At 71.6% G+C, this 20,767-nt stretch carries 19 protein-coding genes; 5 read left to right on the forward strand and 14 right to left on the reverse strand.

Annotation, left to right across the window (positions count from 1 at the left end; all coding sequences use genetic code 11):
* Position 1: 1 nt before the first annotated feature.
* The 6 genes from KAK06_RS17495 to KAK06_RS17520 all read right to left on the reverse strand — a co-directional run bounded on the left by KAK06_RS17495 (position 2) and on the right by KAK06_RS17520 (position 5,462).
* Positions 2 to 778 carry a class I SAM-dependent methyltransferase gene (locus KAK06_RS17495; RefSeq protein WP_210803431.1) on the reverse strand — a complete coding sequence of 259 codons (777 nt, stop codon included), beginning with the start codon at positions 776 to 778 and terminating at the stop codon, positions 2 to 4.
* Complete coding sequence (locus tag KAK06_RS17500) at positions 775 to 1,314, reverse strand: DNA-deoxyinosine glycosylase (RefSeq protein WP_210803432.1); 540 nt, start codon at positions 1,312 to 1,314, stop codon at positions 775 to 777. Before KAK06_RS17500 ends, KAK06_RS17495 begins: the two co-directional genes overlap by 4 nt.
* Positions 1,315 to 1,321: 7 nt before the next feature.
* On the reverse strand, positions 1,322 to 2,635 hold the full coding sequence (locus tag KAK06_RS17505; RefSeq protein ID WP_210803433.1) for a trypsin-like serine peptidase: 1,314 nt from the start codon (positions 2,633 to 2,635) through the stop codon (positions 1,322 to 1,324).
* Between the two features lie 70 nt (positions 2,636 to 2,705).
* The gene (locus KAK06_RS17510; protein ID WP_210803434.1) at positions 2,706 to 3,518 is read right to left on the reverse strand and encodes a TatD family hydrolase; all 813 of its coding nucleotides are present in this window, start codon (positions 3,516 to 3,518) and stop codon (positions 2,706 to 2,708) included.
* 5 nt (positions 3,519 to 3,523) lie between these two features.
* Positions 3,524 to 4,198, reverse strand: coding sequence for a lipoprotein-releasing ABC transporter ATP-binding protein LolD (gene lolD / locus KAK06_RS17515; RefSeq protein ID WP_210803435.1), 675 nt, complete (start codon positions 4,196 to 4,198; stop codon positions 3,524 to 3,526).
* The gene (locus KAK06_RS17520; RefSeq protein WP_210803436.1) at positions 4,191 to 5,462 is read right to left on the reverse strand and encodes a lipoprotein-releasing ABC transporter permease subunit; all 1,272 of its coding nucleotides are present in this window, start codon (positions 5,460 to 5,462) and stop codon (positions 4,191 to 4,193) included. The genes lolD and KAK06_RS17520 overlap by 8 nt, the downstream gene beginning before the upstream one ends.
* Before the next feature lie 124 nt (positions 5,463 to 5,586).
* Here KAK06_RS17520 and KAK06_RS17525 point away from each other — a divergent pair, with 124 nt between their 5' ends.
* Positions 5,587 to 6,525, forward strand: coding sequence for a hypothetical protein (locus KAK06_RS17525; RefSeq protein ID WP_210803437.1), 939 nt, complete (start codon positions 5,587 to 5,589; stop codon positions 6,523 to 6,525).
* A complete protein-coding gene (recJ, locus tag KAK06_RS17530; protein ID WP_210803438.1) occupies positions 6,525 to 8,252 on the forward strand; it encodes a single-stranded-DNA-specific exonuclease RecJ in 1,728 nt (575 codons plus the stop codon). Before KAK06_RS17525 ends, recJ begins: the two co-directional genes overlap by 1 nt.
* A gap of 4 nt (positions 8,253 to 8,256) precedes the next feature.
* Here recJ and KAK06_RS17535 read toward each other — a convergent pair whose 3' ends face one another.
* From KAK06_RS17535 to KAK06_RS17560, 6 genes are all read right to left on the reverse strand, one after another.
* The gene (locus KAK06_RS17535; RefSeq protein WP_210803439.1) at positions 8,257 to 8,901 is read right to left on the reverse strand and encodes a GGDEF domain-containing protein; all 645 of its coding nucleotides are present in this window, start codon (positions 8,899 to 8,901) and stop codon (positions 8,257 to 8,259) included.
* Between the two features lie 15 nt (positions 8,902 to 8,916).
* A complete protein-coding gene (locus KAK06_RS17540; protein WP_210803440.1) occupies positions 8,917 to 10,023 on the reverse strand; it encodes a tetratricopeptide repeat protein in 1,107 nt (368 codons plus the stop codon).
* A gap of 279 nt (positions 10,024 to 10,302) precedes the next feature.
* Positions 10,303 to 10,563, reverse strand: a complete 261-nt coding sequence (locus KAK06_RS17545; protein ID WP_210803441.1) for a hypothetical protein — start codon at positions 10,561 to 10,563, stop codon at positions 10,303 to 10,305.
* Between the two features lie 30 nt (positions 10,564 to 10,593).
* The gene (locus KAK06_RS17550) at positions 10,594 to 10,806 is read right to left on the reverse strand and encodes an oxidoreductase-like domain-containing protein (protein ID WP_210803442.1); all 213 of its coding nucleotides are present in this window, start codon (positions 10,804 to 10,806) and stop codon (positions 10,594 to 10,596) included.
* Positions 10,806 to 11,429 (reverse strand): nucleoside/nucleotide kinase family protein, encoded by a 624-nt coding sequence (locus tag KAK06_RS17555; RefSeq protein WP_210803443.1) that lies wholly within the window; start codon positions 11,427 to 11,429, stop codon positions 10,806 to 10,808. Before KAK06_RS17555 ends, KAK06_RS17550 begins: the two co-directional genes overlap by 1 nt.
* Positions 11,426 to 12,508 (reverse strand): helix-turn-helix transcriptional regulator, encoded by a 1,083-nt coding sequence (locus KAK06_RS17560; RefSeq protein WP_310741116.1) that lies wholly within the window; start codon positions 12,506 to 12,508, stop codon positions 11,426 to 11,428. The genes KAK06_RS17555 and KAK06_RS17560 overlap by 4 nt, the downstream gene beginning before the upstream one ends.
* Before the next feature lie 83 nt (positions 12,509 to 12,591).
* On the opposite strand from KAK06_RS17560, the gene KAK06_RS17565 reads away from it, so the two are divergent.
* Positions 12,592 to 13,713 (forward strand): hypothetical protein, encoded by a 1,122-nt coding sequence (locus tag KAK06_RS17565; RefSeq protein WP_210803444.1) that lies wholly within the window; start codon positions 12,592 to 12,594, stop codon positions 13,711 to 13,713.
* Here KAK06_RS17565 and KAK06_RS17570 read toward each other — a convergent pair.
* On the reverse strand, positions 13,704 to 14,375 hold the full coding sequence (locus KAK06_RS17570; RefSeq protein WP_210803445.1) for a histidine phosphatase family protein: 672 nt from the start codon (positions 14,373 to 14,375) through the stop codon (positions 13,704 to 13,706). The two genes, KAK06_RS17565 and KAK06_RS17570, sit on opposite strands and share 10 nt — an antisense overlap.
* Positions 14,376 to 14,556: 181 nt before the next feature.
* Between KAK06_RS17570 and KAK06_RS17575 the strand changes: the two genes are divergently transcribed.
* Positions 14,557 to 19,233 carry a PAS-domain containing protein gene (locus KAK06_RS17575; RefSeq protein ID WP_210803446.1) on the forward strand — a complete coding sequence of 1,559 codons (4,677 nt, stop codon included), beginning with the start codon at positions 14,557 to 14,559 and terminating at the stop codon, positions 19,231 to 19,233.
* Positions 19,230 to 20,222, forward strand: a complete 993-nt coding sequence (locus tag KAK06_RS17580) for a diguanylate cyclase (RefSeq protein WP_210803447.1) — start codon at positions 19,230 to 19,232, stop codon at positions 20,220 to 20,222. The genes KAK06_RS17575 and KAK06_RS17580 overlap by 4 nt, the downstream gene beginning before the upstream one ends.
* Here the strand turns inward: KAK06_RS17580 and KAK06_RS17585 are convergent, their stop codons facing one another.
* Positions 20,223 to 20,663: a MarR family winged helix-turn-helix transcriptional regulator gene (locus tag KAK06_RS17585; protein WP_210803448.1), complete on the reverse strand. Its 441-nt coding sequence runs from the start codon at positions 20,661 to 20,663 to the stop codon at positions 20,223 to 20,225.
* Positions 20,664 to 20,767: the final 104 nt, after the last annotated feature.

Here is a 20,767-nt window from a genome sequence, read left to right on the forward strand (position 1 = left end):
CTCAGCTTAGCAGTTGGGCCGGGTCCAAGGGCCGCACCATGCGCAGCCATTTGCGCGCCGGCAGGCCCCAGCGTTCCTCGATGCGCTCGGCACGGCGCGTCAGCGTGTCGCGATCGGGCACCTGCACGCCACGGCCGGCCACCAGCACAGTGTTGCCCTCGCGCGTGGGCCGCAGGCTCCAGACCTGGTCCAGGCCGAAGACCTGGGCCACCAGGCCGGCACTGCGGGCAAAGCTGCTGTCACGGCCAAAGAGGTTGACGGTCATCAGCCCGCCCTCGTCCAGCACATCGCGGCAGGCGCTGTAGAAGGCCTCGTCGTCCAACACCGGCGCGGCGGCATCGTGGTCATACAGGTCGACGCTCAGAACCTGGGCCGTGTGACGCTGCGCGGGTTGTGCCACCCAGGCACCGGCATCGGTCTGCACCACACTCAGCAACTCGTCATCGGCTCCCAGGCGAAACCACAGCCGGCAGGCCTGGATGACACTGGGATTGAGCTCCACCGCCGTGGTCCGCATCTTCAGCCGACGGTGGCAAAACCGCGTGATCGCAGCGGCACCCAGGCCCAGTTGCACGGCATGGCCCTCGGTCACCTCGTCCTCGGGACGCCACAGCATCCAGGCCATCATGCGCTGGATGTACTCCAGCTCCAGGTGGTCGGGCCGGGCAATGCGCATCGCGCCCTGGATCCAGATCGAGTCGAGGTGCAGGTAGCGCACGCCATCGCTCTCGGACATCGTGGCACCAACCAGGTCCTGGGGCGGCTTCTTGCGGGTCATGGGATCAGTCCAGTGGCGGCGAAGGCCTCGGCCCAGGCCGCCCGTTTGCGTTCAAAGGACCAGCTGGCGTTGGCCGGGCTGGTGGAGGGCAGGCGGAAGACCGGCAGGCCCAGCGCACGGGTCACGCGCATCGCGCGCGCCGACTCGCCGCCGTTGTGGGCGATGCCGCGCAAGCGCGGCAACCCGGCCACCAGCGCGGCCAGGTCGTTGGGCTGGGGCTGGCGGATGGCACTGTCGAGGCTGCCTTCGCGCTCGCAGGCCGCGTAGACATCCCACAGACCCAGGCCACGCTGGCGCAGCCGCTCCAGCCGCTGGGCGTAGTCCAGTGCGACCAGGTCTTCACCCAGCAGCGCCCCCACCAGCGGCCAGAACTGGTTGCGCGGGTGCGCGTAGTACTGGCCCGCCCGCAACGACGCCGCCCCCGGAAAGCTGCCCAGCAGCAGAAAACGGGTGGCGGGCGAGACGACAGGTGGCAGACCGACCAGCACCTGGCCATTCTCGCCGCAGCCGCGGCGGGCCAGGTGCCCGGAGGGCATCAGCCGGTCATTGGCACGACACGGTCTTGCTGATGTTGCAGCTGGCCGGCTCGGTCAGCTGCACGACATGGCTGCCGGTGGACTGGTTCTTGCGCACCAGCTTGGCCCGGCTGCCCGAGATCGGGACATCGAAGGACGCGCCGTCCACGGTCATGGTGACCGTCTGGCCCGAGTGGCTGTCGTCGGCCAGCAGCAAGGTGGCCACCAGCTTGCCTGCCGTGCAACTCGCCTTGAGCTTGATGACATCGTTGCAGGTCGGGGGCGTAGCGCCACCGCACACCGCCGCGTAGCCGCTTTGGAAGCCCGGGTGAGTGAACAACGTGCCCTGGTTGGCGCCGGAGCCATCGGTGTTGCAGCCGGCGTGGGTGTGGATGGCGACGACCTCGCCACTTTGCAGCACCGCCGAGCCACTGTTGCCGCCGGTGGTGTCCACCTTGTACTGCAGCCGGTTGAGCGAGGTACTGACGGAGGTGATCGCGCCACTGTGGACCTGCTGCGTCTGGTTGGCCGTGCCGCTGTCCACGCCATAGCCGACGATCTCCACGGTCTGTCCGACCGCGGGCACGGTGCTGGCCAGCGACAGACCGGGACCTTGGGCCTGCAGCGGGGTCAGGCCGGTCTCGCTGTTGGGGCTGACGGTGAAGACGCCCCAGTCATTGCCGATGCCGCCATTGGTGAACTGGCGGTTGGCGGTGGGCACATACTGATCGGACGGCGGGGGATGGTTCAGCGAGCCATTGCTGTTGGACAGCGGCACGTTGAACTCGACCACGTCGACCAGCGAAGCGGTGCTCAGGCAATGACCGGCCGTGATGAAACAGCCGTTGGCCATCAAGTTGGCGGTACAGCCCACATCCAGCAGGCGGGCCCGGTTGGCGACGTTGGAGGCCACGCGGTCATCGGTGGGGCCGCACTGACTCTCGGGCTGGGCCTGACCAACCATCAACTGGGCGATTTCGACCCGGTTGCGCTGACCGGGCCGCGCGCCGACCAATTCGACCCGCACCGAGGCGCCGTTGAAGTACGCCGAGGTCTGGCGCCAGTCACGCGCGCTGCGCGCGTTCAGATTCTGCTGCGCACCGTCCTGCAGCGAGGTGATGCGCAGCGTCACACCAGGTTGCAGCTCCAGCCGCTTGAACAGCAGGCGCACCCAGGGCGCGCCTTCGGCCGTGATCACCTCCCCACCGCGGGCCGCCGCGGTGATGCTGGCGTCCACCGGCTGGGCGCGCAACTCATAGCGCAGCGCACCAGGGCCGGCCAGTGCAGCGGTGCTGGCGAACACACAGGCCGCGGCGGCGGCCAGGATCGAGCGGATCAACATGCTGATGTCCTCGCAGGGGGTGGAGTGGGCCGAGTGTCGCGCTGCCGGGCTGCTCGTACTATCCCGAGAATCACCAGCGCCCGACGAGTCGCGGCAGCACCCGGCGCGCATTGCTGGCGCAGTGCTCGGCCGTTTCAGTGAGCGTCCAGCCCCGCAGATCGGCCAGCACGGCAGCCATGCGCGGCAACTCGGCCGGCTCATTGCGGCTGGTCTGGCCGGCGGCCCGCTGCGCAGCGGTGCGGTACAGCCACTGCGGCGCAATGTCGGGCGCATCGGTCTCCAGCACCGGCACGCTGGCGTCCACCGCCACAGCGAGGGCGCGGACATTGAGTGCGCGCTCGAAGCTCATGGCCCCGCCAAAGCCCAACGCAAAACCCAGGCCGGCGAAGACCTCGGCCTGTTGTCGGCTGCCGTTGAACGCATGGGCGATGCCGCCCGGCACGTCCACGCGCCGCAATCCGGCCAGCAGTGCATCGGCACTGCGCCGCACATGCAGGATCACCGGCAGACCAGCGTCGCGCGCCAGCTTCAGCTGCGCGGTGTAGAAGCGCTGCTGGCGGTCGCGGTTCAGGCCGGGTACGAAGTGGTCCAGGCCGATCTCGCCTACGGCCACCAGGCGCGGGTCGTCGCGGTGCATGGCCAGGGCCTGCTGCAGCCGGTCCAGGTCCTCGTCCGCCGCGCGGTCCACATACAGCGGGTGGATGCCCAGCGCGTAGGCCAGGCCATGCTCGTGGGCCAGGTGGCGCACGGTGTCGAAGTTCGCCACTTCCACCGCAGGCAGCACCTGCATCGACACGCCAGCCGCCCGCGCCCGCGCCACCACCGCGGCGCGGTCAGCGTCGAACTCCGGCGCGTCCAGATGGCAGTGGGTGTCGATCCACATGCCGGTCAGACCAGCACGCCATCCTGCAGCCGGAGCTGCCGCTGGCAGCGCGCCGCCAGCGCCGGGTCATGCGTGACCAGCACAAAGGCAATGCCGCGCTCGCGGGCGCGGTCGAGCATCAGCGTGAAGACGCGCTCAGCAGTGTCGCGGTCGAGGTTGCCGGTGGGCTCGTCGGCCAGCACGCAGGCCGGCTGACTGACCAGCGCGCGGGCCAGCGCCACGCGCTGGCGCTCGCCGCCCGACAGCTCGGATGGCCGGTGCGCCACGCGCTCGGCCAGCCCCACCTCGGCCAGCGCCTCGCGGGCGCGGACCAGGGCCTGCTCGGACGGCTCGCGGCGGATGCGCAACGGCATCGCCACGTTCTCCAGCGCCGTGAACTCCGGCAGCAGGTGGTGGAACTGGTAGACGAAACCCAGGTGGCGATTGCGCCAGACGCCCTGGGCGGCGCCGGACAGCGCCGTCAGGTCCTGGCCCATCAGCCGCACCTGGCCGCTGCTGGGCGCATCCAGCCCGCCCAGCAGGTGCAGCAGCGTGCTCTTGCCCGAACCCGAGGCGCCGACGATGGCCACGGTCTCACCGGCCATCAGGCGCAGATCAACCTGTCGCAGCACACTGACATCCAGCGGCCCCTCCGTGAAGCGCTTGGCCAGCGCGCGGGCTTCCAGGACCGGCTCACTCATAGCGCAGCGCCTCGGCCGGGTTGATGCGGCTGGCGCGCCAGCTGGGGTAGAGCGTGGCCAGGAAGGCCAGCGCCAGCGAGATCAGCGCGATCGGCACGATGTCCGCCGCCAGCGGCTGGCTGGGCATGCGGGTGATGACGTAGATGCTGCCCGGCAGGAAGGCCACACCCAGCAGCCGCTCGATGGCGCCGACGATCGCCCCCACGTTGAAGGCCACCAGCAGCCCCAGCAGCACGCCGCTGAGTGTGCCGATCACGCCGGCCGTGGCGCCCTGCACGACGAAGATGCCCATGATCGATCGCGGGCTGGCCCCCAGCGTGCGCAGGATGGCGATGTCGGCACGCTTGTCGGTGACCGTCATCACCAGCGTGGACACCAGGTTGAAGGCCGCCACCGCCACGATCAGCGTCAGGATGATGCCCATCATGCGCTTCTCGATCTGCACGGCGTCGTACCAGGCGGCGTTGGTGCGGGTCCAGTCGCGCACCAGCACGCCGGGGCCCAGGCGCTCGGTCAGCGCAGCGCCGATGTGGCGCGCCTGCTGCACGTCGTCCAGGCGCAGTTGCAGGCCGGTGGCGCCGTCGGTGCGGTACAGGCGCGCGGCATCGTCCAGGTGGATCAGGGCCAGCGCGCTGTCGTACTCGTAGTGTCCGACGCTGAAGATGCCGGCCACGGTGAACTGCTTCAGCCGCGGCGTCACGCCCGCCGGCGTGACCTGGCCACCGGGCGCGATCAGCGTGACCGGATCGCCCACGCGCACGACCAGCGCACGCGCCAGCTCACCGCCCAGCATGATGCGCCAGGCGCCCGGCTGCAACTGGGCCAGCGTGCCATCACGCGCCAGGCCGGCGGCCAGCTCGGTGATCTGCGCTTCCTGCTCGGGCAGCACGCCGCGCACCACGGCGCCGCGCATCAGCTCACCGCGCGCCAGCAGCGACTGCACCGCCACGAAGGGCGCCGCGGCCCGCACACCGGGCTCGGCCTTGGCCTGCGCGGCCAGCGCGGGCCAGTCGGGCAGCGCGGCGCCGTCGGCCGAGTGCACCTCGATGTGGGCGATCGCGGCCAGCATGCGGTCGCGCACCTCGGTCTGGAAGCCGTTCATCACCGACAGCACGATGATCAGCGCCGCCACGCCCAGCGCAATGCCGACGACCGAGACGAAGGAGATGAAGGAGATGAAGCCGTTGCGGCGGCCGGCCCGTCCAGCGCGGGTGTAGCGCCAGCCGACCTGCCACTCGAACGGGGCAGACCCGGGCGAGAACATCCGTGCATGCTACCGTGAAGGCCCCCTGGGCCGGGCTGCGCCCAGCCCGCCCCCCGAGGGGGTCAAGGAAACTTGGGGCGGCCCGGCGTTTCCTTGTAACCCTGGGTGCCCGGATAATTCGGCGATGCACCTCGTGCTTCCCTTCGCCTCCTCGCTGTCTCCCGCCGCCCGTCAGGCGGCCGGTGCCCTCACCCTCCCCCACCTGCAGTCCCTGTTGTCGCGCTGCCGCCGCGTGCGCCATGACGGCGACGAGCTGAGCCTGAATACGCCGCATGAACGCGCCATCGCCCAGGCCCTGGGCTGGCCCGCGGTGGCCGATGGCCTGCTGCCCCTGGCCGCCCACGGCGCGCGGGCCGATGGCCTGCCTGCCGACACCGGCAGCGGCTGGGCCCTGCTCAGCCCCACGCACTGGCATGTGGGCACCGAGCAGGTCTCGCTGACCGACCCCGCCGAGCTGGGCCTGGACGAGGCCGACTCGCGCACGCTGTTCGACGCCGTGCGTCCGCTGTTCGAGGACGACGGCTGGCGCCTGCTGTGGGGCGCCCCGAGTCGCTGGTACCTGACCCACCCCAGCCTGGCCCAGCTGCCCAGCGCCTCGCTGGACCGCGTGGTGGGACGCAACGTCGACCTGTGGCTGAACACCCATCCGCTGAATCGCCCGCTGCGCCGCCTGCAGGCCGAGGTGCAGATGCTGCTGCACCGCCACCCGCTGAACGAGGCCCGCGAGGCGCGCCGGCAGTTGCCGGTCAACTCCTTCTGGCTGAGCGGCACCGGTGCGGCCGCTGCGCTGGCCGATGCCGCGCTGCTTCAGGTCGACGAGCGCCTGCGCGGCCCCGCGCTGGCCGAGGACTGGACCGCCTGGGCCGAGGCCTGGCAGGCCCTGGACGCCGGCCCGCTGGCCGAGGCCGAGCGCCGTGTGCGCGCCGCTGAGCCGCTGCAGTTGTGGCTGTGCGGCGAGCGCTGCGCGCTGCAGCTGGATGGCAGCGCCGCGCCGCCACGGCCCTGGTGGCGCCTGTGGCCGGCCGGTCCGGTGGACCTGGCCGAGCTGCTGGGAGCGCTGTGATGAACGGCCCCCGCATCGTCACCCGCGAGGTCGATCCGCGCGCCGCCTGGGCCCTGGAGCAGCAGGGCCAGCACCCGCTGCTGGCGCGCCTGTTCGCCGGCCGCGGCATCCGCGACGCCGCCGCGCTGGACGACACCCTGACCCAGCTGCTGCCGCCCGCCACGATGAAGGGCGCCACCGACGCCGCCCGCCTGCTGGCCGACGCGATCGAGCAAGGCCAGCGCCTGTGCGTGGTGGCCGACTACGACTGCGACGGCGCCACCGCCTGCGCCGTGGCGCTGCGCGGCCTGGCGCTGCTGGGCGCACAGGCCGGACAACTGCGCTACGTGGTGCCCGACCGCGCCGTGCACGGCTACGGCCTGACCCCGGCCATCGTCGACCTGGCGATCGAGCAGCACCAGCCCGACTGGCTGCTGACGGTGGACAACGGCATTGCCAGCCTGACCGGCGTGGCCCATGCCCAGGCGCGCGGCCTGAAGGTGCTGGTGACCGACCACCACCTGCCCGCGGTGGTCGACGGCCAGCCGGTGGTGCCGCCGGCCGAGGCCGTGGTCAATCCCAACCAGCCCGGCTGCGGCTTTGCCAGCAAGGCGCTGGCCGGCGTGGGTGTGATGTTCTATGTGCTGCTGGCGCTGCGGGCCGAGCGGCGCACGCGCGGTGCCTTTGATGCCGCCAACCAGCCGCGCCTGGACAGCCTGCTTGACCTGGTGGCCCTGGGCACCGTGGCCGATGTGGTGCGCCTGGACGACAACAACCGCCGCCTGGTGGCCCAGGGCCTGAAACGCATCCGCCGCGGCCAGATGCAGCCGGGGGTGGCGGCGCTGTTCAGCGCCGCCTCGCGCCGGCCCGATCGCGCCAGCGCTTTCGATTTCGGCTTCGCGCTGGGCCCCCGCATCAACGCCGCCGGTCGGCTGTCCGACATGACGCTGGGCATTGAATGCCTGCTGACCGAGGACCCGGGCCGCGCCACTGAGCTGGCGCAGCAGCTCGACGCGATCAACCGCGAGCGGCGCGAGGTGGAGTCCGGCATGCGCGAACAGGCCGAGCGGCTGGTCGAGGAACGGATGCCCCAGGGCACGCCGCCGGCGGCGATGGTGCTCTTTGACGCCGGCTTTCATGAAGGTGTGGTCGGCATCGTGGCGGGCCGTCTGAAGGACCGCCTGCACCGCCCCACCTTTGTCTTCGCCCGCGGCCAGGACGGCGCGCTCAAGGGCTCGGGGCGCTCGATCCCGGGCTTTCACCTGCGCGACGCGCTGGACCTGGTCAGCAAGCGTGAGGCCGGCCTGCTGCTGCGTTTTGGCGGCCACGCCATGGCTGCCGGCTGCACGCTGGCCGATGAAGCGGCGGTGGTCCGCTTCGACGCCGCCCTGCGCGCCATCGCCGCCGAGTGGCTGCCCGCCGACGCACTGACCCGCACCATCACCACCGACGGCCCGCTGCCGCTGGAGTACTTCAACGCCGAGACGGTGCAGCGCCTGGACGCCGCCGTCTGGGGCCAGGGCTTCGAGGCGCCGCTGTTCTGCGACCAGGTGCAGGTGGTCAACCAGCGCCTGGTGGGCGAGAAGCACCTGAAACTGCGCGTGCGCCACGGCGGCCAGTTGCGCGACGCCATCTGGTTCGGCCATGCCGACCCGGTGGACGAGACGGTGCGCCTGGCCTATCGGCTCAGCCTGGACGAGTTCCAGGGCCAGCAGCGGGTGCAGATGGTGGTCGAGGCCGCCGGTTGACGCTTCAGTCGGTGACGACCGTGGCCGTGCCCGCGGTCGGCGCGGAGTCGTCGGCGGCGCCGTCACCATGGCAGAGGCGGTCGCGGCCGCCGGTCTTGGCCCGGTACAGCCGCGCGTCGCACACCGCGATCAGTGCATCCAGGGTCGGCGTGTCCCGTCCGACCTCGGCACCGCCCATCGAGAAGCTGACGCCGTGCGGGCCCTCGATCCCTTCGGCCGGCGTGAGCGCAAACTGCTTGCGCAGGCGGGCGAACACCGCCGGCAGTTCATCAACCTGCAGGCGTGGCAGCACCAGCAGCCATTCCTCGCCGCCCCAGCGACCCAGCATGTCCTCGGTCCGCAGCACCGCCTGGCTGGCCGCCGCCAGCGCGCGCAGCACGGCATCGCCGCCGGCATGGCCACGCAGGTCGTTCACGCGCTTGAAGTGGTCGATGTCGATCAGGGCCAGGGTCAAGGGCGTGCCCTGTTTCTGGGCCTGCGCGAACTGCGCCATCGCGTAGCGGGTCACGGCGCGCCGGTTCGGCTGGCCGGTCAGGTCGTCGCGCAGTGCAAGATCGCTCAGCGCGCGACGCCGCGAGATTCCGGCCCAGGCCCAGCTGGCCGCGGCCAGCAACAGCACGACGAGGGCGGCCACCGTCGCCCACAGCATGCGCCGGGTGGCCTGCTACGCGACCAGGGCCAGGCGGGCGGTCTCGCTCTGGTGGCGCAGGTCGGCGTTCTCGGCGTCGCGCTGGGCAGCCGCGTAGCGCGCCTGCAGGCGCAGGTTCTGGACCTCGGCGGCAAAGCGGCGGCGTCGGTCATCCAGCGCCTCGGCGCGTTTCAATTCGGCGTAGGCCTCCTTGAATCGGCCCGTCGACGCATGGGCCGCCGCCAGCACCCGGGCCAGGTAGGCACGGTGAGGCCCCGGCGAGGTGTCCGTGTCATAGCGCCGCGCCAGCGCCATGGCGGCCGGCAGTTCCGGATGCTTGAGCTGGGTGTAGACCCAGACCAGCAAGGTGGCGACGTTGACCATGCGAAAGCCCCCGTCGCGCGGCTCAAGAATGGCACGCGCCTCACGGATCCACGGCAGGGCCTCGGCTGGCCTGTTCTGCTCCAGAAGAATCTCCGCCAGACCCGCGCTGCCGGCCGCGATCGCTGCCTCGTCACCGACCTCCCGGCCCAGGGCGATCGACGCTCGCAGATGGTCGGCGGCCTCGTCCCAGCGGCCGACCAGCCGCAACGCGTCGGCGCGCTGGTACAACAGGGCGTTACGCAGCGTACGGGCCGGCCGCTCACCGACCACGGCCAGCGCCCTGGCGAAGTACTCGTCGGGATCCACCCGGCTGCGGCCGTGGCCCTTGCTCGCGATGGTGCCGAACATCGAAATGGCCCAGGCTTCCTTGAACGGCTCGTTGAGCGCCCGCGCGCAGCGCTCCCAGTCCTCGGCCACCAGCCAGGCTTCATCGAGGCTGCCGATGTCGATCAGGATGTCCAGCTCGGATTCCTTGACGTCGCAGGCCAGCAAGGGGTCGTCCACCCCAGCCAGCTGGCGCTTCAGGCTGTCCAGGCGCGAGCGCGACTCCTCAGGCGTGTCGACACGCCGGCCAGTCAGCAGGCGGCTGCTGGCCAGCCACAGACGGTGCGCTGTCGTGGCACCCGTCCAGCGCGTGAGGATCTGCTCGGCCTGCGCATACGACTGCACAGGCTCGGCCTCCAGCTCCAGCAGGTCCTCGGCACGCCCCCGGGCCAGCAGGGCCCAGAAGCGGGACTCGTCGCCGGCTGAGGCCAGCACCTCCTGGTTGGCCGCGACCGCGGCCCGCTTGGGATCGTCATACCCCAGTGCTTCGAGTGCCCTGAACCGCTGCTGGTCCGCCTGAGCGGACGATGTCCAGGTGAGCCCCACCCACAGGATCGCCGCCAACCCATGCCGAAAGCGTCCAGTACAACAGGTCATCAGCCCGTTATCTGCACACCTCAGTCGCGGCGTAACGACACAGGCATGCTGCTTTCGAGAGATCCTGCGCGCTCGCCTGGCCGGCCGGCAGCGCGACGCAACACGGGCGACGGCGGCCTAATCCTTGGCGCCCAGCAGGCCCAGGACCACCTGGCCGAGGACATCCAGCGTGCACTCCAGCGCGTCCTGGCACTGCGCCGACTGTCGGTGGCGGTTGGCACGGGTCTGGGCATCTCGCGCGGCGGTGGTGCTGCCGGCGCCTGCGTTGCGCAGATCGTCGGCGGTGCGCTGCTCCGCGTCAGCGGCGTCGGCGTGGTAGCTGGCGCAGCCCGCGGCCAGCGCGGCAGCCAGGATCAGGGTGGGGGTGAGCAGGCGCATCGTCAGCTTCCATCGGTGTGTCGGACGATGTTAGGCGGGGTCCGCCGCATCCAGGCACTCCCTCGCCTGCTCCAGCCAGTACGCCGCCGCGGCATAGAAGCCTTCCCACACACAACCGTTGCAGCCACGCCCACAGCAGGTGGTGGGCTCGGTCGGCGGCGGACGCATGGTCAGCCCGCGCTCCGCCAGCAAGGCCTGCAAGCGGGCGAACTCGGTACGCAGCTTCAGCAGGTCCTCGCCCATCAATCGCCCTCCACCACCCAGTGGGCGCGCGGGCGCGCAGCCTGAACCAGCGCGGCATTGGCTTCATCGCTGCGCATCACCCAGGCCAGCGCAGCCTCGGGCGATCGGCCTTGGGCCACGTGGCGAGCCACCAGGCGCGGCACGCGAAGCGCGTCGTCCACATGCAGGTAGCCGCACTCGTCCAGCAGGGGCGCCACCGCCGCCCAGCCATTGCGCTCGTGCAGCAGGTAGTTACCCTCGACCAGCAGCAGCGGCGTCGCGGCCTCCACCGCGATCGCACCGGCCACCGGTTCCTCGATCTCGCGGCGAAAGGCCGGGGCCCACACCGGGCCGTCGCCGGGCCGCTGGACGCGCAGGCGCTGCAGCAGCGCCACGAAACCGGCCACATCGAAGGTGTCTGGCGCGCCCTTGCGCTCGGCGCGGCCCAGGCGCTGCAGCTCGGCCTGTGCCAGGTGGAAGCCGTCCATCGGCAGCGCCTGCACCTGGCCGGGACGCGCCGCCGCCACCGCCGCGGCCAGTGTCGACTTGCCGGCGCCGGGTGGCGCGGCCAGCCCCAGCAGCCGGCGGCCGCCGCGCGACAGCAGCGCGTCCACCCTCGGCAGCACCTGGGACATGGCCGTCATGGGTAGTGCTGCGCGGCGGCGCACAGCTGCTCGGCCACCTGGCGCGCCAGCGCGGCGGGCGCCAGCACCCGCACATGCGGACCGTGGCGCAGGATGTCCATCGCCAGCTCGGTGGCGTCGGCGTAGGGCAGGCGCATCTCCAGGCCGCCATCGGGCAGGGGTTTGAGTTGCTGCTCGGGGTGCCACTCCTCGTGGGCCACCCACTGCGCAGCCTCGGCGTCGAAGCGCAGCGTGGCAGTTTGCGTGGCCTTGCCGCTGAAGATGCCGTAGCCGCCGTCCAGTTCGGCCTCCACCGTCTTCATCGCCACGTCGCGGGCGCGCTGGTCCTCCAGCACATGCAGCTCGCGCACCGCGTCCAGCGCAAAGCGGCGCAGGCCCTCGCTGCGGTGGCACCAGGCGTCGAGGTACCAGGTGTTGCGGTAGTGGATCAGGCGCTGCGGCGACACCACCCGCTGCGACTCGCTGCCCTTGCCGCGGGTGAAGTAGCGCATGTCGAGGCGCTGGCGCTTGAGCAGCGCGCTGCCCACGCGCTCGAACCAGCGGCTGGGCACCGGCCGGCGCGCCGGGCTGGCAATGCGCACCCGGCGCATCAGCTCGCGCGCCTCGCCCTCGCTGGCACCCAGCATGCCGTGCAGCTTGTCCAGCAAGGGCTGCAGGTGGCGGCCCAGCACGCCGCCGGCGTCCAGGCCCTCGATCAGCTGGTGCATGGTCAGCAGCGCGTGGATCTCGGCCTCGCTGAACCACACGCCGGGCAGTTGGTGCGCCGGCGCCGGCGCACTGGTGCCGCCACCCGCCTCAAAGCGGTAGCGGTTGTCGAAGCGGTCGTAGACGATCGGCGCGTCCATGCGCTCGCGCAGGTACTGCAGATCGCGCTTGAGGGTGGCAGGCGAAACCTCCAGCTCGGTGAGCAGGTCTTCGAAGCTGACGCCGCCACGCGACTTGATCAGCAGCTCGATGCGGTAGAAGCGTTCGGTGCGGTCCAGGGGGCCTCCGTGCCAGGTTTGAAGCTCATGACGTGAGCCTGAAGCATAACCGCCACACCGCACATCCCCGGGGGTGGGGCTGATCCACAGGCTCACGCCTTGAGCCTGTGGCCGCCCAGACTGCGATCCATGCACCCGGCCAGCCGCCAGGTGCCCCACCCGACACACGGAGTCTGACCATGGCCCAGGTTGCCCTTGCCCTCGCTTTCGACGACGAGCCCGAGCTGCCCCGCGGCAGCGCCCTGCCCCTGCCCGAGCCGGACAGCCCCGAGCGCACCGGCTTCGAGCTGGGCTGGGACTTTGCCCGCCACGGCCTGGTGCCGCCGGCCGAGCACCTGGGCGGCGCTTGCCCGCTGCGCCAGGGCTGGGAGGCCGGCCGCGCCAGCAGCGGCCAGCGCACCCTGCGGCCCAATCGGCATGTGCGCAAGTGGCTGCAGCTGCGGGTGCAGGCCTGGCGCCGTGGCCGCGCCTTCGAGGGCGTGCAGGTCACACCCCACTACCTGGCGCAGATCGACTGCGCGGTCTGCCCGGTCACCCGGGAGCCCTTCACCCACGCCAGCGGCGCCGACACCGACGCCTCGGTCGACCGCGTCCACAATGGCGCCGGCTACGCCGCCGGCAACCTGGCGGTGATCAGCCTGCGCGCCAACCAGGCCAAGGCCGATCTGCGCTGGGACGAGGCGCGGCTGATGGCGGTGCTGGCTGAGCAGCGCGCCGCGGGCACCGCCGATGGCCTGTCGGCCGCTGAATGGGCGCGCATGGCGGTGCTGATGAGCTTTGTCACGCCGCTGCCGCACGAGGTCGCGGCCAGCCTGCCGCTGCTGGTGCTGCCGCCCAACCGGCTGCGCCTGCTCAACCCGATCCAGGGCCTGCAGGCGCTGATCACCCGGTTGCTGCTGCAGCCCGGCTACGCCACCGCCAGCCGGCGCCTGGCCGAGCTGCTGCCGGCCGGCGAGGCGCGGCGCGACTTCCAGTTGGTCTTCCACAGCCTGCTGCCGCGCGCCTGGGACGGGGGCCGCGAGCGCGACCCGCTGCGCCTGCGCCAGCGCCTGGAAGATGCCTGGCGCGATGGCGCCCTGCTGCGCCGCTGGCAGCGCTTTGCCCGCCACCTGGATGCCGAGCGGGCCGAAGCCCTGGTGGCCCGCGCCGTGGCTGCCGGCCTGGGCCTCGACCTGGGCGGCGTCCAGGTGCAACTGCACCCCGCCGACCGAGCCACCGAGGGCTGGGCGCTGGACACCGGCGGATACATCGCCAGCCGCGCCCCGGCACCGCTGCCGCTGGCGCACCGGGCTCAGGCGTAGGTGATGTGGTCGGCCAGTTCGGGTCGGTCCAGGTGCGGCAGCGTGTTGAAGCTCAGCAGGCTGTGCCGGCTGGCCGAGGCCACCATCTCGCACAGCGCGCTGTTGCGCAGCCGCATGTTCAGCTCCACCACGCTGGCCGGCGGCGCCTGCAGCACCAGGCCCACGGCGGTGGAGATCGGCCCGCCGCTGGACACCACCAGCACACGGCCGGCGTGGTGTTCGCGGGCGCGCGCCAGCGCATCGGCCACGCCGGCGCGGAACTCGGCGTGGCTGGGCAGGCCCTGAGGCTGCGTCTGGCCAGCCATCCAGGCCAGCAGACCCTCGCGCAGCAGACGGAAATGCTGGCGCGCCAGCTCCGGTGTGCGCGCCCGCGGCAGCTCGCCCGGATGGACGGCCCGCACCACGGCCTCGCTGTCGTATTCGTCCAGGCCGGCCAGGGCCTCGGCCGGGGGCAGCGCCTGGCCATAGCCCTCGATCAGGGCCTGTAGGCTCTGGCGGTGGCGCTTGAGCCGGCCGGTCAGCACCCGGTCGAAGACCAGGCCGTGGCGCGCCAGGTGCTCGCCCAGCAGGCGGCACTGCACCGCGCCCAGCGGGCTGAGCTGGTCGTAGTCGTCGGCGCCAAATGAGGCCTGCCCATGGCGCACGAGGTAAAGGCTTCCCATGGCCGGCGATTGTGGCGGGCGCACCGCAGCCGGCCATGTCGCTTGGGCGACGCTCCCCGGGAAGACCCTGGCGCGCGAGAAACCCCGGTTTCGCGCAGCTTTTCAGCCCAGCGCGCAGACCCGGCCGTCGAAACAATCGTGCAGGCGCCACGGTCCGCCCAGGCGCCGTGCTGTCACGCCCATGAAGTTCCTGTCACCACTCGCCCTGGCCGTCGCCGGCGCCTTGCTGGCTGCCGGCGGCTGGGTCACGCAGGTGGTCGTGCATCAGCGCAGCGAGGCATTGACGCAACAGGCCGAAACCGCCTTCCAGGCCGAGGCCGACCGTCTGCCCCTGGAGCTGCGTCAGCGTCTGGACCAGGCGCTGCCCGCTCTGCAGGCCCTGCGCGGCCTGGTGGCAGGCAGCGACGCCGTCAGCCATGTCGAATTCGATCGCTTCGTCGCACTCAGCGGCTTCGACCAGGCGGCTGCCGGCGTTCAAGGTCTGGCCTACCTGCCCCGGCCAGAGGGCCCCGGTCGCCCGTGGGTGATCCGATGGGCCACGGCGCGCGAGCTGATCGGCCAGGACCTGGCCGCCGACGCCAGCCAGCGCGAGGCCCTGGACCGCGCCGCGGCCGCCGACCAGGCCGTGCTCGGCCCCACCTGGCAAGCCGGTCCGCAGCGCAGCGCCTGGTGGTTGACCCTGCCCGTCTACGCCAGCGGCGAGGCACGCGCCGACCCCCAGCGTCGCCGCGCCGAGGTGGTCGGCTGGGCCCTGGCCTTGATGGATCCCCGGGCCCTGCTGGAGGCGGTCGATCCGGGCCAGCGGCATGTCGCCATGACCGAGGTGCTGGCTGGCCGCGATGGCCTGCGCTGGGGCAGCCCGGCGTGGACGCAGACCGAGCAGCGCCGCGCCCACAGAACCGTCCATCTGGCAGGCCGGACCTTCCAGCTGGACCTGCAGGCTGAGGCCCGCCCGGCGCCAGAGGCCGAGCACAGCCTTCGCCAGTTGGCGATCCGCGGCGGCCTGGCCAGCCTTGCGCTGGCCCTGATCGGTGCGGCGCTGACCCAGATGCATGTGATGCGCCGCGCTGCCCAACAGCAGCGCCAGCGTGAGCGCGCGCGCTTGTCCATGGTGGCGCAGCGCACCACCAACGCGGTCATGATGACCGACAACGCGCGCCGCATCCGCTGGGTCAACGAAGCCTTCACGACACTCTACGGCCACAGCGCTGCCGAGGCCCTGGGCCGCACACCGGCCGAGCTGCTGGGCAGCGGCCACAGCACGCCCGAGGCCCTGGCCCAGCTGGAAGACGCCTATGCGCGCCATGTGGCCTGCAAGGTGGAACTGGTCAACCGCACCCGCGACGGCCGGCTGGTGTGGGTACACACCGAGCTGATGCCGATGACACTGCGTGATGGCCGTCTCGACGGCTTCGTCGAGATCACGCTGGATCTCAGCGCGCAGAAGGACAGCGCCCGGCAATTGGCCGCGGCGATGCGCGAGCACCAAGGCCTGCTCAATACCATCCGCGAGCACGCCATCGTTTCGGTCAGCGACCCCGAGGGTCGGCTGGTCGACGTCAACGACGCCTTCTGCCGCATCAGCGGCTACCAGCGCGACGAACTGCTGGGGCAAAGCCACCGCCTGCTCAATGCCGGCCACCATTCGCCGGCCTTCTGGCGCGGGCTGTGGACCACGGTGAATGCCGGGCGCCCCTGGCGTGGCGAGGTGTGCAACCGCGCCAAGGATGGCTCGCTGTACTGGGTCGACAGCATCGTCGCACCCTTCGTAGGGGCCGATGGCCGCCTGGAGCGCATGGTGTCGATCCGCACCGACATCACCGCCGCCAAGCGCCTGGAGCAGTCGCTGCGCGACAGCCGGCGCTTCCTCGACCAGGTCGGCCGCGTGGCTGGCGTGGGCGGCTGGAGTCTGACGCTGCAGCCCCTGGCACTGGAGCTGTCCGAGCGCCTGCGTGCGCTGACGGGCCTGCCCACCGATCGGCCGGTGAGCCTGCGCCAGGCGCTGCGCCGGCTCGCCCCCTGGGCGCGCTATGCGCTGCTGCAGGCCGTGCGCCGTGGTCTGGACACCGGCGCCGGCTGGGACCTGGAGCTGCCGCTGCACAACCTGCGCGAAGCGCGCTGGCTGCGCATCGTCGGTGAGGCCATGACCGACGACGACGGCCAGGTCCGGCGCTGGGTGGGCGCGGTCCAGGACGTCACCCGCCAGCGCGAACTGCAGCATGGCCTGCGGCGCAGCCACGAAGTGCTGCGCGGCCTGATCGAACATCTGCCGCTGGGCCTGGCGTTGTTTGACGCCGAGCGCCAACTGCGCACCCACAACCAGGCCTTTGCCGATGCCGTGCTGGCCGATCCGCTGTGGCTGGAGCAGCCCGGGCGGCTGCTGGAAGACGTGGTGCGCCAGGCCGGCCAGCGCGACGGCAGCGCCGCCGAGCACATCGAGGCCCGTGTGACCCAGGCTTGCCGACGCCACCAGGAGCGCCGGCGCGAGACCTTCGAGCTGCATCGCCAGGGCCTCAGCTACGAGGTCACCAGCGCCCCGATGCCCGACGGCGGGCTGGTGCTGATCTATGCCGACATCACCGAACGCCGGCACCGCGAGGCCCAGGTCCTGCGCGCCGAGGCGCTGCTGCGCACCGCCATGGACACGCTGGACGAGGGCTTCGTGCTCTACGACCCCGAGGACCGGCTGGTGCTGTGCAATGAGCCCTACCGGCGCATGTTCAGCACTTCGGCCGACCTGATCGTCGAAGGCGCCAGTTTCGAGGAGATCATCCGCGGCGGTGCGCTGCGGGGCCAGTACGCCGCCGCCATCGGCCGCGTGGACGAGTGGGTGGCCGAACGCATGCGCGCCCACCGCTCGGCGGGCCACGAGATCGTCATGAAGCTCGACGACGGCCGCTGGCTGCGCGTGATTGAGCGGCGCATGCCCGATGGCCACACCGTGGGCTTTCGCATCGACATCACCGAGCTGGTCGAGGCGCGCGAGCGCGCCGAGGCCGGCAGCCGCATCAAGGGCGAGTTCCTGGCCAACATGAGCCACGAGGTCCGCACGCCGCTCAACGCCGTGCTGGGCATGCTGCGCCTGCTGCGCCGCACCGCGCTGAACACGCGGCAGCTGGACTACGTGGCCAAGTCCGAAGGCGCGGCGCGCACACTGCTGGCCCTGCTGAACGACATCCTGGACGCCTCCAAGATCGAGGCCGGCCGCATGGTCCTCGACCCTCAGCCCTTCCAGCCGGTGCACCTGCTGCAGGACCTGTCGCTGCTGCTCAACGGGCAGTTGCATGACGAGCGACCGGTGCGATTGCGCCTGGAGGGCGCCGACGGCCTGCCCCCCTGGCTGCTGGGCGACGCGATGCGCCTGATGCAGGTGTTGATGAACCTGGGCGGCAATGCAATCAAGTTCACCGAGCGTGGCGAAGTGCTGGTGGGCATGCGCGCAGTGGGCGAGGAAGCCGCCGGACTGCGTGTGGCCTTTGAGGTCACCGACACCGGCATCGGCATCGCCCCCGAGCACCAGGCCACGATCTTCAGCAGCTTCGGCCAGGCCGAAACCTCCACCACGCGCCGCTATGGCGGCACCGGCCTGGGCCTGGCGATCAGCAGCCAGCTGGTGCAGATGATGGGCGGCACCCTGCGGCTGGACAGCGCACCCGGCCGAGGCAGCCGCTTCCATTTCGAGCTGGTGCTGCCGCACGCCGAGCCCGGCAGCGACCAGGCCGCCTGGCGCAGGCTGACCGACAGCGCGCTGACCGCCCCGGTGCGCCCGGGTGGCCCGCGCCGCCTGAGGGGCATGCGCATCCTGCTGGTCGAGGACAATGCCAACAACCGTCAGGTGGCCTGCGAGCTGCTGGAGGACGAAGGCGCGCAGGTCGACTGCGCCGAGGACGGCCAGCAGGCCCTGGACCGCGCAGACAGCGCCGACTACCACGCGGTGCTGATGGATGTGCGCATGCCGGTGATGGACGGGCTGGAAGCCACCCGCGCCTTGCGCCAGCGTCCGGCGCACGCCCACCGCCCGATCATTGCCATGTCGGCCAATGTCTCCGAGGCCGACCGCGCCGAGGCCCTGGATGCCGGCATGGACGACCATGTCGGCAAGCCCTTCGACCTGGACGCGCTGGTGCGCTGCCTGCAGCGCTGGACCGGCTGGGAAGATGACGAGGGCGACACGGCCACGGTCAACCCGCCGTCGTCCATCGACCCGGCCGTGCTGGCGCAGGCCCGCGCCGCCGAGATCGATCTGGCGCGCGCCCTGGAGCGCGTGCTGCACCGCACCGAGGTCTGGGCCCGCATGGCGCGCCAGTTTGCCGATGGCGTGCCAGCCCTGGCCGAGCGTCTGGCCAGCCTGTGGCAGGCGGCGGACCACGCCGGCCTGGCGCGCGAACTGCATTCGCTCAAGGGTCTGGCCGGCATGCTGGGCGCCACCCCACTGGCCGAAGCCGCCGGCGCGGCCGAGCGCCAGCAGGACGGCCGTGCCCCCGAGGCACCCGACGCTGTGCTGGCCCGCCTGGGCCCCGCCGCCCAGGCACTGCGCAGCCTGGCCGAGCAACTGGACCGGGCCGAGCCCAAGGCCGCGGCGAACGACGTCTGGCCGCCGCTGGACGCACCCGCGCTGCGAACCCTGCTGGCACGCCTGCAGGCGCACCTGGCCGAACACGACATGGCCGCCACCGAATTGCACCAGCAGTTGCAGACGCTGGCGCCCGCCATGCCGGCAGCCTTGGCCACACCACTGGCCCAGGCCATGGCGCGGCTGGACTTTGCCGAGGCCGGTCGTGCGCTCGAAGCGATCATCGGCGCGCTGGACACAGCGGTCGCGGCCAGCGAGCCGACGCTGCTGGAGGCCGCGCCATGATCGGCGCCCACGACTTCCTGCCCCCTGAGCTGCTGGGCGCTCAACGCCCCTGCCTGCTGGTGGTGGACGATGAACCGCTGAATGTGCAGGCGCTCTACACCGTGTTCGCCAAGGACTGCCAGGTGCTGGTGGCCACCGACGGCGAATCAGCGCTGGCGCTGTGCGCCCGCCGCCAGCCCGACCTGGTGCTGCTGGACATCGGCCTGCCCGGCATCGACGGCTTCGAGGTCTGCCGTCGCCTGCAGTCGCAGCCGGAAACCCGCGGCATCCCGGTGATCTTTGTCACGGCCCGCGACGACGCCGACGCCGAGACCCAGGGCCTGTCCTGCGGTGCGGTGGACTTCATCGTCAAGCCGATCCATCCGGCCATCGTGCGCGCCCGCGTGCGTACCCACCTGACACTGAAGCTGCAGGGCGACCTGCTGCGCCAGATGGTCTTCGTCGATGGCCTGACCGGCGTGCACAACCGCCGCTTCTTCGACGAACGGCTGGACGCCGAGTGGGGTCGCGCGCTGCGCAACCGCACGCCCTTGAGCCTGCTGATGGTCGACATCGACCACTTCAAGCGTTTTAATGACCAGCTCGGCCACCAGTCGGGCGACCAGCGCCTGCGCCAGGTGGCCGAGGTGCTGCGCCGCTGCATCCGCCGCACCAGCGACGTGGTGGCGCGCTACGGCGGCGAGGAGTTCGCCTGCGTGCTGCCCGACAGCGAGCCCGAGGCGGTGATGCTGCTGGGCCGCATGATCGTCGAGCGCGTGCGCGAGGACAGCGGCCACCTGGACCCCAACCACCCGTCCACAGTGAGCGTGGGCGTGGCCTGCAAGCCAGCCGACTTCGCCCCCCGCGACGGCAGCTACCAGGACCTGCTGGCGCTGGCCGACAGCCAGCTCTACGCCGCCAAGGCCGGTGGCCGCAACACGCTGCGCGGACGGGTGATGGGTCAGACCGAGTCGCTGCCTCTGCCCTCGCTGTCGCTGGCCGGCGGCTGATCAGCCCTGGCGCGCCAACTGGCGCGCGCGCTCCAGCACCTGGTCCAGGGCGCGCTGCAGCAACGCCTTCTCGTCGTCACTGAGTCCTTCGAAGAGGTAGGCCTCGCGGGCCTGCACCATGGGCACGATCTTGCGGTACAGCGCCAAGCCGGCGGGCAGCAGGCTCAGCAGATAGCCGCGGCCGTCGTCAGGGTCGTCCTCGCGGGCAATCCAGCCAGCCTGCAGCATGCGGTTGACGGCGCGGCTGGTTCGCATCTTGTCCATCGTGGTGTGCTCGATCAGCGCAGTGGTCTTCATCGGGCTGCGCTCGGCCAACGCGGCCAGCACCCGCCACTCATCACGGCTGAGGTCGAAGCGCTCGGCATAGACCTGCGCCATCGAGCGGCTGACCGCCTCGGCCAGCACGGCCAGGCGGTAGGGGAAGAACTCGTCGAGCTTCATGGCGGGCAGGATAGTAACAAGTCAGACGATGAAGCACAGGAGAGGATCAGGGATTTCCCCCGAAAACATGCTGCAGGCACGATTCGATCTTGACCTTTAATAGT

Origin of the sequence: Ideonella aquatica, from assembly GCF_018069755.1 — a bacterium.
GTDB lineage: Bacteria > Pseudomonadota > Gammaproteobacteria > Burkholderiales > Burkholderiaceae_C > Ideonella > Ideonella aquatica.